Genomic DNA, 16,051 nt, shown 5'->3' on the forward strand with positions numbered 1-16,051 from the left:
GAGCGGAAAATGATTGTAAGGCCGGTAGATTTTGCAGTAGTACAGCAGATGAATGAAGTTTCACATATTAAACAGGAAGAAAACCAGAGGCCTGTTGTGGAACAGCAGACGATAACGACACAGGTTCAAAAAGAAACAGATACAAAAGCAGAACAGGTTCAGCATAAAGAGAATGCCGATAACCACCAGAAAAAGTATGATGCCAAGGATAAGAGCCAGAATGAATATCCGGATGGACACCATCAGGGTAAAAAGGGTTCTAAAGACGGAAAGTTCTTTATAAAGGGACAGGAAATCGTAGACATCGATATCAAAATTTGAAAAGACACGGAAAAGAGGAACATATGGTAATACTGGAAGTCATTTTGGCTGTCTGCGGAATTTTGTGTATTGCTGCAAGCTTTCTGCTTACAGAAGATGAACAAAAAACTTCAGAGCAGGCAAAACAACCGGAAAAGACAGTGTTGTCCGACGGACAGAAAGAGGAAATCCGCCGTCAGGTCAATGAACTGGTGACAGAAGAACTCAATGCAATTAATGAACGCACGGAAGCATCTCTTGATAAAATTTCCAATACAAAAATTTTGGAAATGAACGATTATGCAGATACGGTGATGGGTGAGATTAATAAAAGCCACAATGAGGCCGTATTTTTATATGATATGCTCAATGAAAAGGCAAAGGAAGTAAAGAATACAGTTAAAGACGTCAACATTGCAAAGCATGAAGTAAAAAAAATGCAGAACGATATAGCAGCTGAACCGGTATCGTCAGTGCAACAGGCAGCGCCGTCACAGCAGGAACAGACGGACAACGCGGCATATACCGCTACCGTGCGGGATGTTGCAAAAGAACGGTTGTCTGAACTGGTGAAGCAGAGCAACGAAAAGGCAAGAATTTCAGAAGAACAGGGCAAATCCAAAAATCAGGCAGGAAAGTTAAAGTCGATTGTCAGTGGTGAGCCGGAAATTGATGAAATACCGGAAAATCCACAGGACGGCAGTCCGGAAAGCATTGTATACCTTTACAGAAAGGGAATGACGGTGCGGGATATTGCAAAACAGCTTGGTATCGGCGTTGGCGAGGTCAGTCTGATTATCGGGCTGCATGAGAAAGAAAAGCAGAGTGCAGAATGAGGATGGCAATGAAATTAAAATATTATTTAAGAGGAGCCGGTATTGGAATAGTGGCAACAACACTTGTTTTTTCTATTGCCAATGCAGTTTCATCAGCAAATAAGAGGCTGGTAACAGGGACAGAGCAGACATCAACAGAAAGCTCAATACTTGCATATACCCAGAAAGATACACAGGCAGAAACCATAAAACAGGAAGAAGAGACTACAAAAGAACAGACAACTGCTGTACAGGAAGAAACCACTACACAGGAAGAAACGACAATCGGTCAGGAAACAACGGCAGCCACAGAAGCATCAGAACCGGAAACACAAGGCCAGCCGCAGACCCGGGCAGCACTTTATCTGCCGGGAGATGAGGTGCAGATTGAAATCGGAAGCGGATATACGGCGACACAGGTGGCAGATATGTTTCTGTCAGCAGGGATTATCAGTGACAGAGATGGTTTTATCGGTTATATGGCAGCGTCCGGCAACTCAACCAAAATGATTGCAGGAACGCATATTGTAAAGAAAAATGATTCTTTTGAAAATCTGGCGAATGTCATTACAAGCCGTTAGCAGAAGCATTAGCAAAAAAATGTAAAAAAACGCTTGCATTATTTTAAAAGAATTGTTATAATTCAATTCGTGTGAAAAAACATATAGGTGGATTTTATAGCTGGTGCCGGTATACGCGCCGGTGGTTATAAGAGCAGAAGCCTATAAAAGAATCAAAACCATGGAGGTATTAAAATGAGCGTAATTTCAATGAAGCAGTTACTTGAAGCAGGTGTTCACTTCGGACATCAGACAAGAAGATGGAATCCTAAGATGTCTGAGTACATCTACACAGAAAGAAACGGTATCCATATCATCGACTTACAGAAGTCTGTAGGTAAGGTTGATGAAGCTTATAAGGCGATTTCTGATATCGTAGCAGATGGCGGCACAATTCTTTTCGTAGGTACAAAGAAGCAGGCTCAGGATGCAATCGCAACAGAAGCAGAACGTTGTGGAATGTTCTATGTTAACGAAAGATGGTTAGGCGGTATGCTTACAAACTTCAAGACAATCCAGAGCAGAATCAACAGATTAAAAGAAATCGAAGCAATGCAGGAAGACGGCACATTTGATGTTCTTCCTAAGAAGGAAGTTATCAACTTAAAGAAGGAAATGGAAAAGCTTACAAAGAACCTTGGCGGTATCAAGGAAATGAAGAAGCTTCCGGATGCAATCTTTATCGTTGACCCTAAGAAGGAAAGAATCTGTGTACAGGAAGCACAGGCACTTGGCATCAAGTTAATCGGTATTGTAGATACAAACTGTGATCCGGATGAATTAGATTATGTAATTCCGGGTAATGATGATGCTATCAGAGCTGTTAAGTTAATCGTTTCTAAGATGGCTGATGCAGTAATCGAAGCAAATCAGGGTGTAGAAGAAGCTCCGGCTGAAGAAGCAGAAGCTGTAGAAGAAGCTTAATTTACACAAAACACAGATAGAAATGCTGATAAGTAGTTGAGAGATTATTTATGGCTCTAAAATGCTTCAGCCTGAAAGAAACAGGTTGAGGCATTTTTTAAAGTTTTTTAATAAATGAAAGTGGAGGAATTACAAATGGCAGCAGTTACAGCAGCAATGGTAAAAGAATTAAGAGAAATGACAGGCGCAGGTATGATGGATTGTAAGAAGGCTCTTGCAAACACAGACGGCGATATGGACAAGGCTGTAGAATATTTAAGAGAAAACGGTATGGCAAAGGCAGCAAAGAAAGCTGGCAGAATTGCAGCAGAAGGTATCGTTAAGACTGTAGTTGAAGGTACTAAGGCAGCAATCGTAGAGGTAAATTCAGAAACAGACTTCGTTGCAAAGAATGCAGATTTCAACGCATATGTTGAAGATGTTGCAGCACAGGCTTTAACAACAAAGGCAGCTGATATTGATGCATTTTTAGCAGAAAGCTGGAACAAGGATTCATCTAAGACTGTAGCAGATGCTTTAGCAGGACAGATTGCCGTAATCGGTGAAAACTTAAAGATTAGAAGATTCGCCCAGTTAGAAGAAGCAAATGGTTTCATTGCTTCTTACATTCACATGGGTGGTAAGATTGGTGTATTAGTAGATGTTGAGACAGATGTTGTAAATCCTGCAATTGAAGAAATGGCTAGAAACGTAGCTATGCAGGCAGCAGCTTTAAAGCCAATGTACACAAACAGAGATGAAGTTGATGCAGACTACATCGCTAAGGAAACAGAAATCATTACAGCAGCAGCTAAGAATGAAAAGCCGGATGCAAACGATAAGATTATCGAAGGTATGGTTAAGGGACGTATCAATAAGGAATTAAAGGAAATCTGCCTTCTTGACCAGGTATACGTTAAGGCTGAAGACGGAAAGCAGAGCGTATCTGCATACGTTGCTTCTGTAGCAAAAGAAAACAATGCTAACATCAAGATTAAGGGATTTGTTCGTTTTGAAACAGGCGAAGGTATCGAAAAGAAGAACGAAGACTTCGCAGCAGAAGTTGCAGCACAGTTAAAGTAATCTTTGATTCAAATCATGCACTGATAATACAGATAAATCATAATAGTCCTCAGATTGCCGGGAAGACTGGCAGTTTGGGGATTTTTGTATTATGCCGGATTCATATAAAGAATGTATTATCTGAATCAAAGGATAAAATAACATCTTCATTTATCAGACGTTTTATGATATACTTATATAAGTAGTGCAAAGTGGTTGGAGGTATACAATAATGGGATTATTTAAAGACAATAAAAATGAATCCAGACAATTTTTTGAACCGGACATTCAACCGGATATTTTGGAGGAGAAAAAGGAAATGTTATCTGAAGGTGAACAGATGGGTTCTGATATTGACAGAGTGATTAATGAAAGAAGTAATGATATAGAGCATATGGACATATTAGATGATGATTCAGTAGAAGAAACAGCGGTCATTACCGCGGGACTGACTGTTACAGGGAATCTTGACTCTACGGGTTCTATTGATATCTATGGTACGGTGGAAGGCGATGTCAGCTGTATGGGCAAATTAACCGTCAGTGGTGTAGTACGCGGTGCAATCGGCGCCAATGAAGTGTTTGCAAATGATGCACAGATAGAAGGTGACATTCACGCTACCGGTTCTGTAAAGATTGGCAAAGGCACTGTAATTATCGGTGATTTATACGGAACTTCTGCGGTAATTGCAGGTGCGGTCAAGGGAAATATTGACATCGAAGGTCCTGTTATTGTAGATTCTACAGCAATCGTCGTTGGCGATATGAAATTTAAGACGGTACAGATTAACAACGGTGCAACCATTGAGGGCAGATGCTCCCAGTGCTACGGTGATGTCAATACAGAGGCAGTGTTCCAGAAGAATCCTTTTGCAAAGGCAGAACAAAAAGCAGAACCGGCAGAGGTGGCAGAAGAAACGGATATGCAGTAAAAGCCAGAAGACATTTAACGGCAGAAGCTGACTTGCCGGAGCAGATATACATAAAGAACAGCATACCGGCAGTAACGAAGAAATAAAAAGCGCGAGAGCAGCAGAGAGGAAATCAAAACACATGAAAAGAGTTATTTTAAAATTAAGCGGAGAAGCATTAGCAGGTGAGCAGAAGTCAGGATATGATGATGCACTGATTGCAGATATTGCAAGACAGGTCAAGGCAATTATTGATAAAGGAATTGATGTCGGCGTAGTAATCGGTGGCGGCAACTACTGGAGAGGACGTTCAAACGATAACATCGATAGAACAAAAGCAGACCAGATTGGTATGCTTGCAACCATTATGAACTGCATTTATGTATCAGAAATTTTCCGTTCAGAAGGGGTAAAGACAAACATTTTAACACCATTTGAATGTGGCAGCATGACAAAGCTGTTCTCAAAGGACAGAGCCAACAAGTATTTTGAAAAAGGCATGGTAGTCTTTTTCGCAGGTGGTACAGGTCATCCGTACTTCTCTACAGATACAGGAATTGTGCTTCGTGCGATTGAACTGGATGCAGATGCCATTTTACTGGCAAAGGCGATTGACGGCATTTACGACAGTGACCCGAAGATTAATTCACAGGCAAAGAAGTATGACAAGATTTCCATTCAGGAAGTTGTTGACAAGCAGCTTGGTGTTATTGATATGACCGCATCCGTTATGTGCATGGAAAATAAGATGCCGTTAATGGTATTTGGCTTAAATGAGGACAACAGCATTTTAAATGCCATGACAGGAAAATTCAACGGAACAGTTGTAACAGTTGACTAATTGTCAAAGATATGATAAACAGATAGTAGAAAGAAAAATACAAAACACAGTGAGGTAATTATGAGCGAAATGAAAGAATTCGAAGAAAAAATGGGCAAATCCGTAGATGCGTTACAGGAAGATTACGCAACGATCCGTGCAGGAAGAGCCAATCCGCATATTTTAGATAAGATTAAGGTGGATTATTACGGAACACCGACATCCTTACAGCAGGTTGCCAACATTTCCGTACCGGAAGCCAGAATGATTCAGATCCAGCCTTGGGAAGCCAGCCTGATTAAAGACATTGAAAAGGCAATTCTCGTATCTGAATTAGGCATTACACCGAATAATGACGGTAAGGTTATCCGTCTGGTATTCCCGGAACTGACGGAAGACAGACGTAAGGAACTGGCAAAGGATATCAAGAAAAAGGGTGATAATGCCAAGGTTGCAATCCGTAACATCAGACGTGATGCCAATGATGCATTTAAGAAGATGAACAAGGGTGGAGAATTATCAGATGATGAACTCAAAGGCAAGGAAGATGAAGTTCAGAAGCTGACAGATAAATATGTAGATATGATTGACAAAGCAATTGACGAAAAGACAAAAGAAATTCTTACAGTATAATACAGGGAAAGCTGTCGCACTAAGGTAAATACATGAATTGTTCCGGTCATAGAAGAATGTATCGGATTCCTTAGTGCGGCAATTTCCATTTTTATTGAAGATGACGGAGTAAAAAAAGAATCTGTGGAATGCAGTTTCAGACTTTTGTTATCGGCAGATATGAATATTGCAGCAGGAAAATGCAGGAATGAGGCAGATATGGATACATTAAATGAAGCATTGGGATTAAAAATTCCGCAGCACGTTGCCGTTATTTTGGACGGAAACGGCAGGTGGGCAAAGCAAAGACACATGCCCCGCACATACGGACATAAGGTTGGCAGTAAGGTTGTTGAAGATATGCTGACGGTTGTAGACGATTTAGGCGTAAAATATTTTACAGTGTATGCATTTTCAACAGAAAACTGGAAGCGTTCTACGGAGGAGGTTTCAACACTGATGACCATTCTGCGTACATATTTAAAGGACTGTGTCAAAAAATCCATGAAAAATAATGTACGGTGCCGTGTGATTGGCAGACGTGAGGAATTAAGTGCAGATATTATCGAAAGCATTGAAAATCTGGAACAAAAGACGAAGAACAACACCGGCTTGCAGTTTACGATTGCGATTAATTACGGCGGCAGGGATGAGATTACAAGAGCGGTGAGAAAGCTTGCCACAAAGGTTTCAAACCACGAACTTGCCCCGGAGGATATTACAGAAGAAATGATTTCTAAGAATCTGGATACATGGGAACTTCCGGATCCGGATTTACTTATCCGCACCAGCGGTGAACAGCGTCTCTCCAATTATCTGCCGTGGCAGCTTGCCTATACGGAATTTTACTTTACAGATGTACACTGGCCGGATTTTAATAAAGAGGAATTGATTCGTGCGTTTGAGAAATATAATAAAAGAGAACGCAGATTTGGCGGTGTAACGGAGGAATAGGACAATGAAAACAAGAATTTTAAGCGGAATTGTTCTGGTAATTATTATGGCTTCGGCATTGGTATGCGGAAGCTGGTATTTATTCGGATTAAATCTGATGATTGCACTGATTGGAATGTTTGAACTGTACCGTGTCATTCATATGGAAAAGACAGTCATGGCATATGCAGGATACATAGCGTGTATACTGTATTATATCTGTATCGGGGCAGGACGGGATGAGTATCTTTTACTGGTACTGGCAGCAGCCGTTATGGCGGTTATGGCAGTCTATGTCTTTGCCTTTCCGAAGTACCGCACGGAAAATGTGTGCATTACCCTTTTAGGACTTGTCTATGTGGCAATGCTGCTTTCTTACATTTATAAGGTGCGTACCTATCATGACGGCATTTACACCGTATGGCTGATATTTGCGGCTTCATGGGTAAATGACACCTTTGCATATTTTACAGGGGTATTTTTCGGCAGACATAAAATGGCGCCGAAGCTTTCACCAAAAAAATCGGTTGAAGGCGGTATCGGCGGTGTTGTGGCATCGGCGGTGATTGGTGGTATTTACGGCTTTCTTGTAAGTCCGCATATGTCCGGCGTAATTGCTTACCCGGTTGTAACATTTGCGGCAGCAAGCTTTATCGGCGCATTTTTTGCGATTGTAGGCGATTTGGCGGCATCAGCGATTAAAAGAAACCACGATGTCAAGGATTACGGAACACTGATTCCGGGACACGGCGGTATTTTAGACCGTTTTGACAGTGTTATTTTTACGGCACCGGCGGTTTACTGGGCGGTGTATTTAATCAATCAGTTTTTATAGATTTTAACTGTCAGAAGATTTTATCGGACAGATAAGACAGAAGCGCTGTTTTGGGCGCAGAAAAGAGGAAAAAATGAAGACAATCTCGTTACTGGGTTCTACAGGTTCTATCGGGACACAGACACTGGATGTAATCAGAAGAAATAAAGATATTAAAGTTGCGGCGCTGGCAGCAGGAACAAGGGTCAAAGAACTGGCAGCACAGGCACGTGAATTTAAGCCGGAACTGGTCTGCATCGGCAGTGAAAAACTGGCAGGCGATTTAAAGACAGAGCTGGCGGATATGGACGTACGTATTGTTTCCGGCAGTGAAGGATTAATCGAAGCAGCGACAATCGCTTCAGCAGATATTGTGCTGACGGCAGTTGTCGGCATGATGGGCATTGTACCGACTATCCGCGCAATTGAAGCGGGAAAAGACATTGCACTGGCAAACAAGGAAACACTGGTAACGGCGGGACACATCATTATGCCGCTTGCCAAAGAAAAAAACGTGCATATCTATCCGGTAGACAGCGAACATTCCGCAATATTCCAGTCATTAAACGGTGAAAATAAAAAGCAGGCAGAAAAGATTCTGCTGACGGCTTCCGGCGGACCGTTCCGCGGAAAGACAATTGCGGATTTAAAAAATGTAACGGTAGAAGATGCACTCAATCACCCGAACTGGTCTATGGGTAAAAAAATCACGATAGATTCTTCCACTATGGTAAATAAAGGATTGGAAGTTATGGAGGCACAGTGGCTGTTTGACGTACCGGCAGAAAAGGTGCAGGTTGTTATCCAGCCGCAGAGCATTATTCATTCCATGGTGCAGTTTGTGGATGGCGGCATTATGGCACAGCTTGGCAGTCCCGATATGCGTCTGCCGATTCAGTATGCGCTGTATTATCCGGAGAGAAGACCGCTCAATACCGGGCGCGTAGATTTCTTTGAACTGGGTAAAATAACATTTGAAAAACCGGATTTTGAAAATTTCAGGGGCTTAAAGCTTGCTTACGGAGCGGCATCACAGGGCGGCAATATTCCGACGGCGTTCAATGCAGCAAATGAAGTGGCAGTCCGCAAGTTTTTAAATCGTGAAATTGCATATCTGGATATACCGGAAATGATTGCATATGCAATGGAGCAGACCGCGTTTAAAGAAAATCCGGACGTAGCACAGATTCTGGAAACGGAACGTGCCGTGACGGAACTGCTTGAGAGCCGTTGGTAAATAAAGGAGGCAGAGGTTGATAGTAAATGTAATACTTGCCATACTCGTTTTAAGTGTCATTATTATCGTACATGAGTTCGGGCATTTTATTGTGGCAAAAGCAAATGGCGTAACAGTTTTGGAATTTGCACTGGGATTTGGTCCGAAGCTGATTCATTTTAAAAAGGGAGAAACCGTATACAGTATCAAACTGCTTCCGTTTGGCGGTTCGTGTATGATGTTAGGCGATGAGTTTATGGAAGCCCAGACCGATGAAGATGAGGACGAACAGGCAGACGAAAAGGACGGCAAGGCAAAGACACTTGAAGAAGAATACGATGCGGACCGTGCATTTTCCAATAAATCTGTGTGGTCGAGAATTGCCATTATCGCGGCAGGTCCGCTGTTTAATTTCCTGCTGGCACTGATTTTATCTATTATTATGATCGGTGTGGACGGTTATGATTTATGTACCGTTGATAAGGTTTATGACAATTCACCGGCGCAGGAAGCAGGACTTGCAGAGGGCGATACCATTTTAAAAATTAACGGCGATAAGATGAGCTGTTCGAGAGAATATTCATTTTACCGTTATTATAATGCGGCAAAGACCATGAATATTACGTATGAGCGGGACGGACAGAAGTATACAACGCAGCTGACACCGCAGTATACGAAACTCAGCTCTTATAAAATGGGTGTTGTCATCGAACCGGACTGTACAATTCAGAGCGTGACAAAGGATTCCCCGGCAGAAGCGGGCGGCATGCAGGCAAAGGATATTATTCTTTCCGTAGACGGCATTGCCATGGAAAACAGTACACAGTTTACCGAATATTTAAATCAGTCTACAGGGGAAACGTTATCGGTTGTGGTAAGCCGCAACGGGAATCAGGTGACACTTGCGGTTACACCGCAGCTTGTCGAACAGGAAAGCTATTATACAGGACTGGCATCATACGGAGAGTATGTCAAATTATCTCCGGCACAGACGATTGTCTGCGCATTTAAGGAAGTCGGTTACTGGATTGAAATTGTTATTGAAAGTCTTGGCATGATGTTTACGGGACAGGTCGGCATTAACGATTTGACAGGACCGGTAGGAACGGTCAGTGTTATGAGCTCTGTTGTGGAAAGCAGTAAACCGGCAGGCACGGTAGCAGTTTTAATGACATTATTCAGTCTTGCCATTATGATTAGCGCCAACTTAGGTGTCATGAACCTTCTGCCGCTCCCGGCTTTGGACGGCGGACGGCTGGTATTTTTCATTTTAGAGGTGCTGCGCGGCAAACCGGTTAAAAAAGAGCATGAAGGCATGGTGCATTTTGTGGGCATGATACTTTTAATGCTGTTAATGGTCTATGTCATGTTTAAAGATATCAGAGGGTTGTTTTAGATTCGGCAGTAAAATGTCTGCAAAATAGGAGAGTAAGATGTTTAGAGAACATACGAAAACAGTAACAATCGGCAATAAAAAAATCGGCGGCGGAAATCCGGTGCTGATTCAGTCTATGACCAATACCCATACGGAAGATGTAGAAGCAACGGTCAGACAGATACTGGAACTGGAGGCGGCGGGCTGTGAAATTATCCGCTGTACCGTGCCGACCATTGAAGCGGCAAAGGCAGTTTCGGAAATCAAAAAATACATTCATATTCCACTGGTTGCGGATATTCATTTTGATTACCGCATGGCGATTGCGGCAATGGAAAACGGTGCGGATAAAATCCGTATCAATCCGGGCAATATCGGCGGTGCCGATAAGATTAAAGCTGTAGTGGACGTGGCAAAAGAACGCAATATTCCAATCCGTGTCGGTGTCAACAGCGGTTCGCTGGAAAAAGAACTGGTGGAAAAATACCATGGTGTGACGGCAGAAGGTATTGTGGAGAGTGCGATTGACAAGGTACATATGATTGAGGAGCAGGGATATGACAATCTGGTTGTCAGTATCAAATCTTCCGACGTCATGATGTGTGTCAAAGCCCATGAATTGATTGCACAAAAAATAGCATATCCATTGCATGTCGGCATTACAGAATCCGGTACGGCATTTTCAGGAAGCATTAAATCTGCACTCGGACTGGGACTGATTTTGAATCAGGGAATCGGCGATACCATCCGTGTTTCACTGACGGATAATCCGGTCAAAGAAGTGGAAGCGGCAAAGATTATTTTAAAGACACTGGGGCTTCGCAAAGGCGGTATTGAAGTCGTTTCCTGTCCGACCTGTGGCAGAACGCGCATTGACTTAATCGGACTGGCAAAGCAGGTAGAAGAAATGGTGTCTTCGTATGATTACGATTTAAAACTGGCAGTCATGGGCTGTGTTGTCAACGGACCGGGTGAAGCAAAGGAAGCGGATCTGGGCATTGCAGGCGGTGACGGCTGTGGTGTGTTAATCAAACACGGCGAAGTGGTGTGCAAAGTACCGGAAGACGAACTGCTTTCAACCTTAAAGTACGAATTAGACCATTGGGGTGGTACAGGTGTATAAATTTTTTGAAGTATTTAAAACACTCCGCCTGCCGGAGGAACTGGGCAGTTATCTGGCAGATACGGAAGTGACAAGAGTATCCAAAACATCGACCAATACGCTTGCGCGTGTATATTTAAAAAGTGACAGGCTGATAGGAAAGCCTGTCATTTATAAAACAGAGGATGCCTTAAAAAAGCAGGTTTTCCGTATGAAAAATATGGACGTGCGGATTATCGACCGGTATCATCTGTCCAAGCAGTACACGCCGGTAACGATTATGGAAGTATACTATGACAGTATTTTGTTTGAACTTGAAAAATACTGGACACTGGAATATAATCTGCTGAAAAACTCGTCCTGGGAATTTGAGGAAGAAGACCGTCTGGTTTTAGAACTGGAGGATGGCTTCCTTGCAAGAACCTATGCGGATTCTTTGGCAGATTATTTTCATAAGGTTTTCTTAAACCGCTTCGGTTTTGAGATTGATGTGGTATACCGCTATAAGACGAAAAACGGCAGCCATTACCAAAAAGAAAACGAGCATAAGTTAAACCTGCGTGTAAAGCAGATTCAGCAGAAAATGGAAGCGGCAACGGGCAGTCCTGCCGCGGCGGCAGCTGCGGTTCTGGAAAAAAAGTCCGGTGCGGAAAATAAGAAAAAAGCCGCAGGCAAAGAAGCGGCCATACAGACAGCTGCAAAGGTGGCAGGCCCTATACAGGGCAAAAGCTTTGGCGGACAGGAAAACAGAAGCTTTTCAAGAAATGATAAATTTTATAAAAAACCGTCCAACGATGACGTTTTATACGGCAGGGATTTTGATGAAGAACCGATGCCGATAGAACAGATTGATACGGCGCTTGGAGAAGTTGTTATTTCCGGCATGATCCGGAAGGTCGAGGAGCGGGAAATCCGCAATGAGCGGACAATTATGATGTTTGACATTACGGATTTTACGGATACCATTACGGTAAAAATCTTTGTCCGCAACGAACAGCTTCCGGAAATGCGGGAATTTATCAAAAAGAAAAATTTTATCAAAGTCAAAGGTATTGCGGCGCTTGACCGCTACGACCAGGAAATTTCCATTGCAAACGTGTCCGGTATCCGCAAGTCTTACGACAACCGTGAAGTGCGCAACGACCTTGCCCTCAACAAAAGAGTCGAGCTGCATTGCCATACCAAGATGAGTGATATGGATGGGGTATCAAGTGTCAGTGACATCATGCGGCAGGCAATCCGCTGGGGACACAAAGCCCTTGCGATTACAGACCACGGCGTTGTACAGGCATTTACAGAAGCCTATCATACATTAAAAGATATTCAGGGCGATTATAAGAAAAAAGGCGAGAAGCTGGATTTTAAATTGATTTACGGTGTGGAAGCCTATCTTGTAGACGATACCAAGCAGATTGTTACAAATCCAAAGGGGCAGCAGTTTACGGATACATATGTCGTATTTGACCTGGAAACCACCGGATTTTCGGCGGAAGCCGACCGCATTATTGAAATCGGTGCGGTAAAAATCACGGACGGAAAAATCGTGGACAAGTTCAGTACATTTGTTAATCCGCAGATACCGATTTCGTTCAGAATTGAGAAGCTGACCGGTATCACTGATGCCATGGTGCTTTCGGCACCAACCATAGAAACGGTCTTAAAAGAGTTTCTGGACTTCTGCGGCGATGCCGTACTGGTAGCACACAACGCGGAATTTGATACCAGCTTTATTGCCAACAAGGCGCAGAAACAGGGGATTACCGTAAACAATACAATTCTGGATACGGTACTTCTGGCACAGTTTGTCATACCGAACCTGCACAATTATAAGCTGGATACGCTCTGCAAGCATCTGGGTGTATCCCTGGAAAACCACCACAGGGCGGTCGATGATGCGGGCGCAACGGCAGATGCCTTTATCAAACTGATTGAAATGTTAAAGGAGCGGGACATTTTCGATTTGGAAATGCTCAATGAAAAGGGTAAGCTCGATGTGGATTCCATCCGTAAGCTGCATCAGTACCACTGTATTATTTTGGCGGCAAATGAAACGGGCAGAATCAATCTGTACCGTTTGATTTCAGCGTCCCACCTGACCTATTTCAGCCGTTTTCCGAAAATTCCGAAAAGTCTTGTCAACCAGTACCGTGACGGGCTGATTGTTGGAAGTGCGTGTGAAGCCGGAGAGTTATTCCGTGCGATGTTAAGTGGCCGTTCCGATGCGGAAATTGCAAGAATCGTAAACTTCTATGACTATCTGGAGGTTCAGCCGATTGGCAACAACCACTTTATGATAGAAAAAGAAGACTGCTATGTGCAGAATGAAGAAGATCTGCGTGATTTAAACCGCAGGGTCGTGGCACTCGGATCGAAATTTCACAAGCCGGTTGTGGCAACGTGTGACGTGCATTTTCTAAATCCCGAAGATGAAATCTACCGCCGTATCATTATGGCGGGAAAGGGCTTTGATGACGCGGACAATCAGGCACCGCTGTATCTGCATACCACGGAGGAAATGCTGCACGAGTTTGACTACTTAGGCAGCGAAAAAGCCTATGAGATTGTCGTGGAAAATACGAATAAAATCATGAACCTGTGCGAGGAAATTTCTCCGGTACGCCCGGATAAGTGTCCGCCGGTCATTGAAAATTCCGATGAAATGCTGCGTAAAATCTGTCATGACAGAGCGCATGAAATTTACGGTCCAGAGCTTCCGCAGATTGTAACGGAGCGTCTGGACAGGGAATTAAATTCCATTATTTCAAACGGCTATTCCGTAATGTACATCATTGCGCAGAAGCTGGTGTGGAAGTCCAATGATGACGGTTATCTGGTAGGTTCGCGGGGGTCGGTCGGTTCGTCCTTTGCGGCAACCATGGCGGGTATTACGGAGGTAAACCCCTTAAGTCCGCATTATCTGTGTCCGAAATGTTTTTACAATGAATTTTATTCGGAAGACGTTAAGAAATTTGCGGGCGGTGCGGGGTGTGACATGCCCGATAAAATCTGTCCAAACTGCGGACATAAGCTTAATAAACTCGGATTTGACATTCCGTTTGAAACATTCCTTGGATTTAAGGGAAATAAAGAGCCGGATATCGACTTAAACTTTTCCAATGAATATCAGAGTAAGGCACACGCATTTACCGAGGTTATCTTTGGAAAAGGACAGACATTTAAAGCGGGAACAATCGGTACGGTTGCCGAAAAGACGGCATACGGCTTTGTAATGAAATATTTTGCGGATAAATCCGAAAAAACAGGCCATCCGATTGTAAAGCGCCGGTGTGAAATTGAGCGTATTTCAGAGGGGTGTACGGATATCCGAAGAACCACCGGACAGCATCCGGGCGGTATCGTTGTACTGCCAATCGGTGAGGAAATTCATTCATTTACACCGGTACAGCATCCTGCCAACGATATGAAAACGTCGATTACAACGACCCATTTCGATTACCACAGCATTGACCACAACCTGTTAAAACTCGATATTTTAGGACATTTAGACCCGACGATGATTCGTATGCTGCAGGATTTAACAGGGCTTGACCCACTTGAAATTCCGCTGGATTCCAAAGAAGTCATGTCACTGTTTCAGAATACATCGGCACTTGGAATTACACCACAAGACATCGGCGGCTGTAAGCTGGGGGCGCTCGGTATCCCGGAATTCGGTACGGATTTTGCCATGCAGATGTTAATTGACACCAAACCACAGTATTTTTCGGATCTGGTCCGTATTGCCGGTCTGGCCCATGGTACTGATGTATGGCTTGGCAATGCACAGACTCTTATCAAAGAGGGAAAGGCAACCATTTCCACGGCGATTTGCACACGTGATGATATCATGGTCTATCTGATTCAGAAGGGACTGGAGAGTGAACAGGCGTTCACAATCATGGAAAAGGTGCGTAAGGGTAAAGGCCTGACACCGGAACAGGAAGAAGTCATGCGTGCGCATGATGTACCGGACTGGTATATCTGGTCGTGTAAAAAGATTAAGTACATGTTCCCGAAAGCCCATGCGGCGGCTTACGTTATGATGGCATGGCGCGTGGCTTACTGCAAGGTCTTTTATCCGCTTGCGTATTACTGCGCGTACTTTAGTATCCGTGCCAATGCGTTTGACTACGAAAAAATGGCAATGGGCAGGGATAAGCTGGAATATTTCCTTGCGGATTACAAGGCGAGAAAAGCCGAAAACCAGCTGACCAATGCCGAGGAAGACGAGTTAAAGGATATGCGTATCGTGCAGGAAATGTATGCACGTGGATTTGATTTTACACCGATTAATCTGTATCAGGCAAAGGCACGGTCATTCCAGATTATTGACGGAAAAATTATGCCGTCTTTTAAAGTCATCGACAAGGTTGGTGAAGTTGCCGGAGAATCCATAGAGATTGCGGCAAGGGGCGGCGAGTTCTTATCCAAAGATGACCTGCGCCAGCGTGCAAAGGTCGGACAGACGGTTATTGAAAAATTAAGCGATCTGGGGCTGTTACAGGGAATGGCAGACAGCAACCAGCTGTCGCTGTTTGATTTATAGGAAAAGGCAAGTATGAAGAATCCTTAAATCTAAGATTCTTCATACAGATATTTGTGCCGCAGGCAGCACAAATATCTTTTATC

Annotated in this window: 14 protein-coding genes; all 14 read left to right on the forward strand. The window is 43.5% G+C overall.

Annotation, left to right across the window (positions count from 1 at the left end):
* Positions 1-9 precede the first annotated feature (9 nt).
* A complete protein-coding gene (locus tag LI288_RS02015; protein WP_022433354.1) occupies positions 10-321 on the forward strand; it encodes a hypothetical protein in 312 nt (103 codons plus the stop codon).
* A 23-nt stretch (positions 322-344) separates the two neighbouring features.
* On the forward strand, positions 345-1,136 hold the full coding sequence (locus tag LI288_RS02020; protein ID WP_227089261.1) for a DUF6115 domain-containing protein: 792 nt from the start codon (positions 345-347) through the stop codon (positions 1,134-1,136).
* Between the two features lie 8 nt (positions 1,137-1,144).
* Positions 1,145-1,696, forward strand: coding sequence for a hypothetical protein (locus LI288_RS02025; protein ID WP_227089262.1), 552 nt, complete (start codon positions 1,145-1,147; stop codon positions 1,694-1,696).
* A 174-nt stretch (positions 1,697-1,870) separates the two neighbouring features.
* A complete protein-coding gene (gene rpsB, locus LI288_RS02030; RefSeq protein WP_022433351.1) occupies positions 1,871-2,599 on the forward strand; it encodes a 30S ribosomal protein S2 in 729 nt (242 codons plus the stop codon).
* A 135-nt stretch (positions 2,600-2,734) separates the two neighbouring features.
* Positions 2,735-3,661: a translation elongation factor Ts gene (tsf, locus tag LI288_RS02035; protein WP_022433350.1), complete on the forward strand. Its 927-nt coding sequence runs from the start codon at positions 2,735-2,737 to the stop codon at positions 3,659-3,661.
* A gap of 211 nt (positions 3,662-3,872) precedes the next feature.
* A complete protein-coding gene (locus LI288_RS02040; RefSeq protein WP_227089263.1) occupies positions 3,873-4,571 on the forward strand; it encodes a bactofilin family protein in 699 nt (232 codons plus the stop codon).
* A 121-nt stretch (positions 4,572-4,692) separates the two neighbouring features.
* A complete protein-coding gene (pyrH, locus tag LI288_RS02045) occupies positions 4,693-5,391 on the forward strand; it encodes a UMP kinase (RefSeq protein ID WP_227089264.1) in 699 nt (232 codons plus the stop codon).
* 60 nt (positions 5,392-5,451) lie between these two features.
* A complete protein-coding gene (gene frr, locus LI288_RS02050; protein ID WP_022433347.1) occupies positions 5,452-6,003 on the forward strand; it encodes a ribosome recycling factor in 552 nt (183 codons plus the stop codon).
* 198 nt (positions 6,004-6,201) lie between these two features.
* Positions 6,202-6,936 carry an isoprenyl transferase gene (locus tag LI288_RS02055; RefSeq protein WP_022433346.1) on the forward strand — a complete coding sequence of 245 codons (735 nt, stop codon included), beginning with the start codon at positions 6,202-6,204 and terminating at the stop codon, positions 6,934-6,936.
* 4 nt (positions 6,937-6,940) lie between these two features.
* The gene (locus LI288_RS02060) at positions 6,941-7,750 is read left to right on the forward strand and encodes a phosphatidate cytidylyltransferase (RefSeq protein WP_227089265.1); all 810 of its coding nucleotides are present in this window, start codon (positions 6,941-6,943) and stop codon (positions 7,748-7,750) included.
* Positions 7,751-7,823: 73 nt separating this feature from the next.
* Positions 7,824-8,966 carry a 1-deoxy-D-xylulose-5-phosphate reductoisomerase gene (locus LI288_RS02065; RefSeq protein ID WP_227089266.1) on the forward strand — a complete coding sequence of 381 codons (1,143 nt, stop codon included), beginning with the start codon at positions 7,824-7,826 and terminating at the stop codon, positions 8,964-8,966.
* Positions 8,967-8,982: 16 nt separating this feature from the next.
* On the forward strand, positions 8,983-10,341 hold the full coding sequence (rseP, locus tag LI288_RS02070) for an RIP metalloprotease RseP (RefSeq protein WP_227089267.1): 1,359 nt from the start codon (positions 8,983-8,985) through the stop codon (positions 10,339-10,341).
* Between the two features lie 37 nt (positions 10,342-10,378).
* A complete protein-coding gene (gene ispG, locus LI288_RS02075; protein ID WP_227089268.1) occupies positions 10,379-11,443 on the forward strand; it encodes a flavodoxin-dependent (E)-4-hydroxy-3-methylbut-2-enyl-diphosphate synthase in 1,065 nt (354 codons plus the stop codon).
* Complete coding sequence (locus tag LI288_RS02080; RefSeq protein ID WP_331464587.1) at positions 11,436-15,968, forward strand: PolC-type DNA polymerase III; 4,533 nt, start codon at positions 11,436-11,438, stop codon at positions 15,966-15,968. The genes ispG and LI288_RS02080 overlap by 8 nt, the downstream gene beginning before the upstream one ends.
* Positions 15,969-16,051: the final 83 nt, after the last annotated feature.

Source organism: Lachnospira pectinoschiza (assembly GCF_020564355.1).
Taxonomy (GTDB): domain Bacteria; phylum Bacillota; class Clostridia; order Lachnospirales; family Lachnospiraceae; genus Lachnospira; species Lachnospira intestinalis.

Excerpts from the sequence above, each read along its gene's own strand:
- pyrH (WP_227089264.1), top strand. The coding sequence starts at position 4,693 with ATGAAAAGAGTTATTTTAAAATTAAGCGGAGAAGCATTAGCAGGTGAG.
- LI288_RS02065 (WP_227089266.1), top strand. The coding sequence starts at position 7,824 with ATGAAGACAATCTCGTTACTGGGTTCTACAGGTTCTATCGGGACACAG.
- ispG (WP_227089268.1), top strand. The coding sequence starts at position 10,379 with ATGTTTAGAGAACATACGAAAACAGTAACAATCGGCAATAAAAAAATC.
- LI288_RS02040 (WP_227089263.1), top strand. The coding sequence starts at position 3,873 with ATGGGATTATTTAAAGACAATAAAAATGAATCCAGACAATTTTTTGAA.
- frr (WP_022433347.1), top strand. The coding sequence starts at position 5,452 with ATGAGCGAAATGAAAGAATTCGAAGAAAAAATGGGCAAATCCGTAGAT.
- LI288_RS02060 (WP_227089265.1), top strand. The coding sequence starts at position 6,941 with ATGAAAACAAGAATTTTAAGCGGAATTGTTCTGGTAATTATTATGGCT.
- tsf (WP_022433350.1), top strand. The coding sequence starts at position 2,735 with ATGGCAGCAGTTACAGCAGCAATGGTAAAAGAATTAAGAGAAATGACA.
- rpsB (WP_022433351.1), top strand. The coding sequence starts at position 1,871 with ATGAGCGTAATTTCAATGAAGCAGTTACTTGAAGCAGGTGTTCACTTC.
- LI288_RS02015 (WP_022433354.1), top strand. The coding sequence starts at position 10 with ATGATTGTAAGGCCGGTAGATTTTGCAGTAGTACAGCAGATGAATGAA.
- LI288_RS02025 (WP_227089262.1), top strand. The coding sequence starts at position 1,145 with ATGAAATTAAAATATTATTTAAGAGGAGCCGGTATTGGAATAGTGGCA.
- LI288_RS02020 (WP_227089261.1), top strand. The coding sequence starts at position 345 with ATGGTAATACTGGAAGTCATTTTGGCTGTCTGCGGAATTTTGTGTATT.
- LI288_RS02055 (WP_022433346.1), top strand. The coding sequence starts at position 6,202 with ATGGATACATTAAATGAAGCATTGGGATTAAAAATTCCGCAGCACGTT.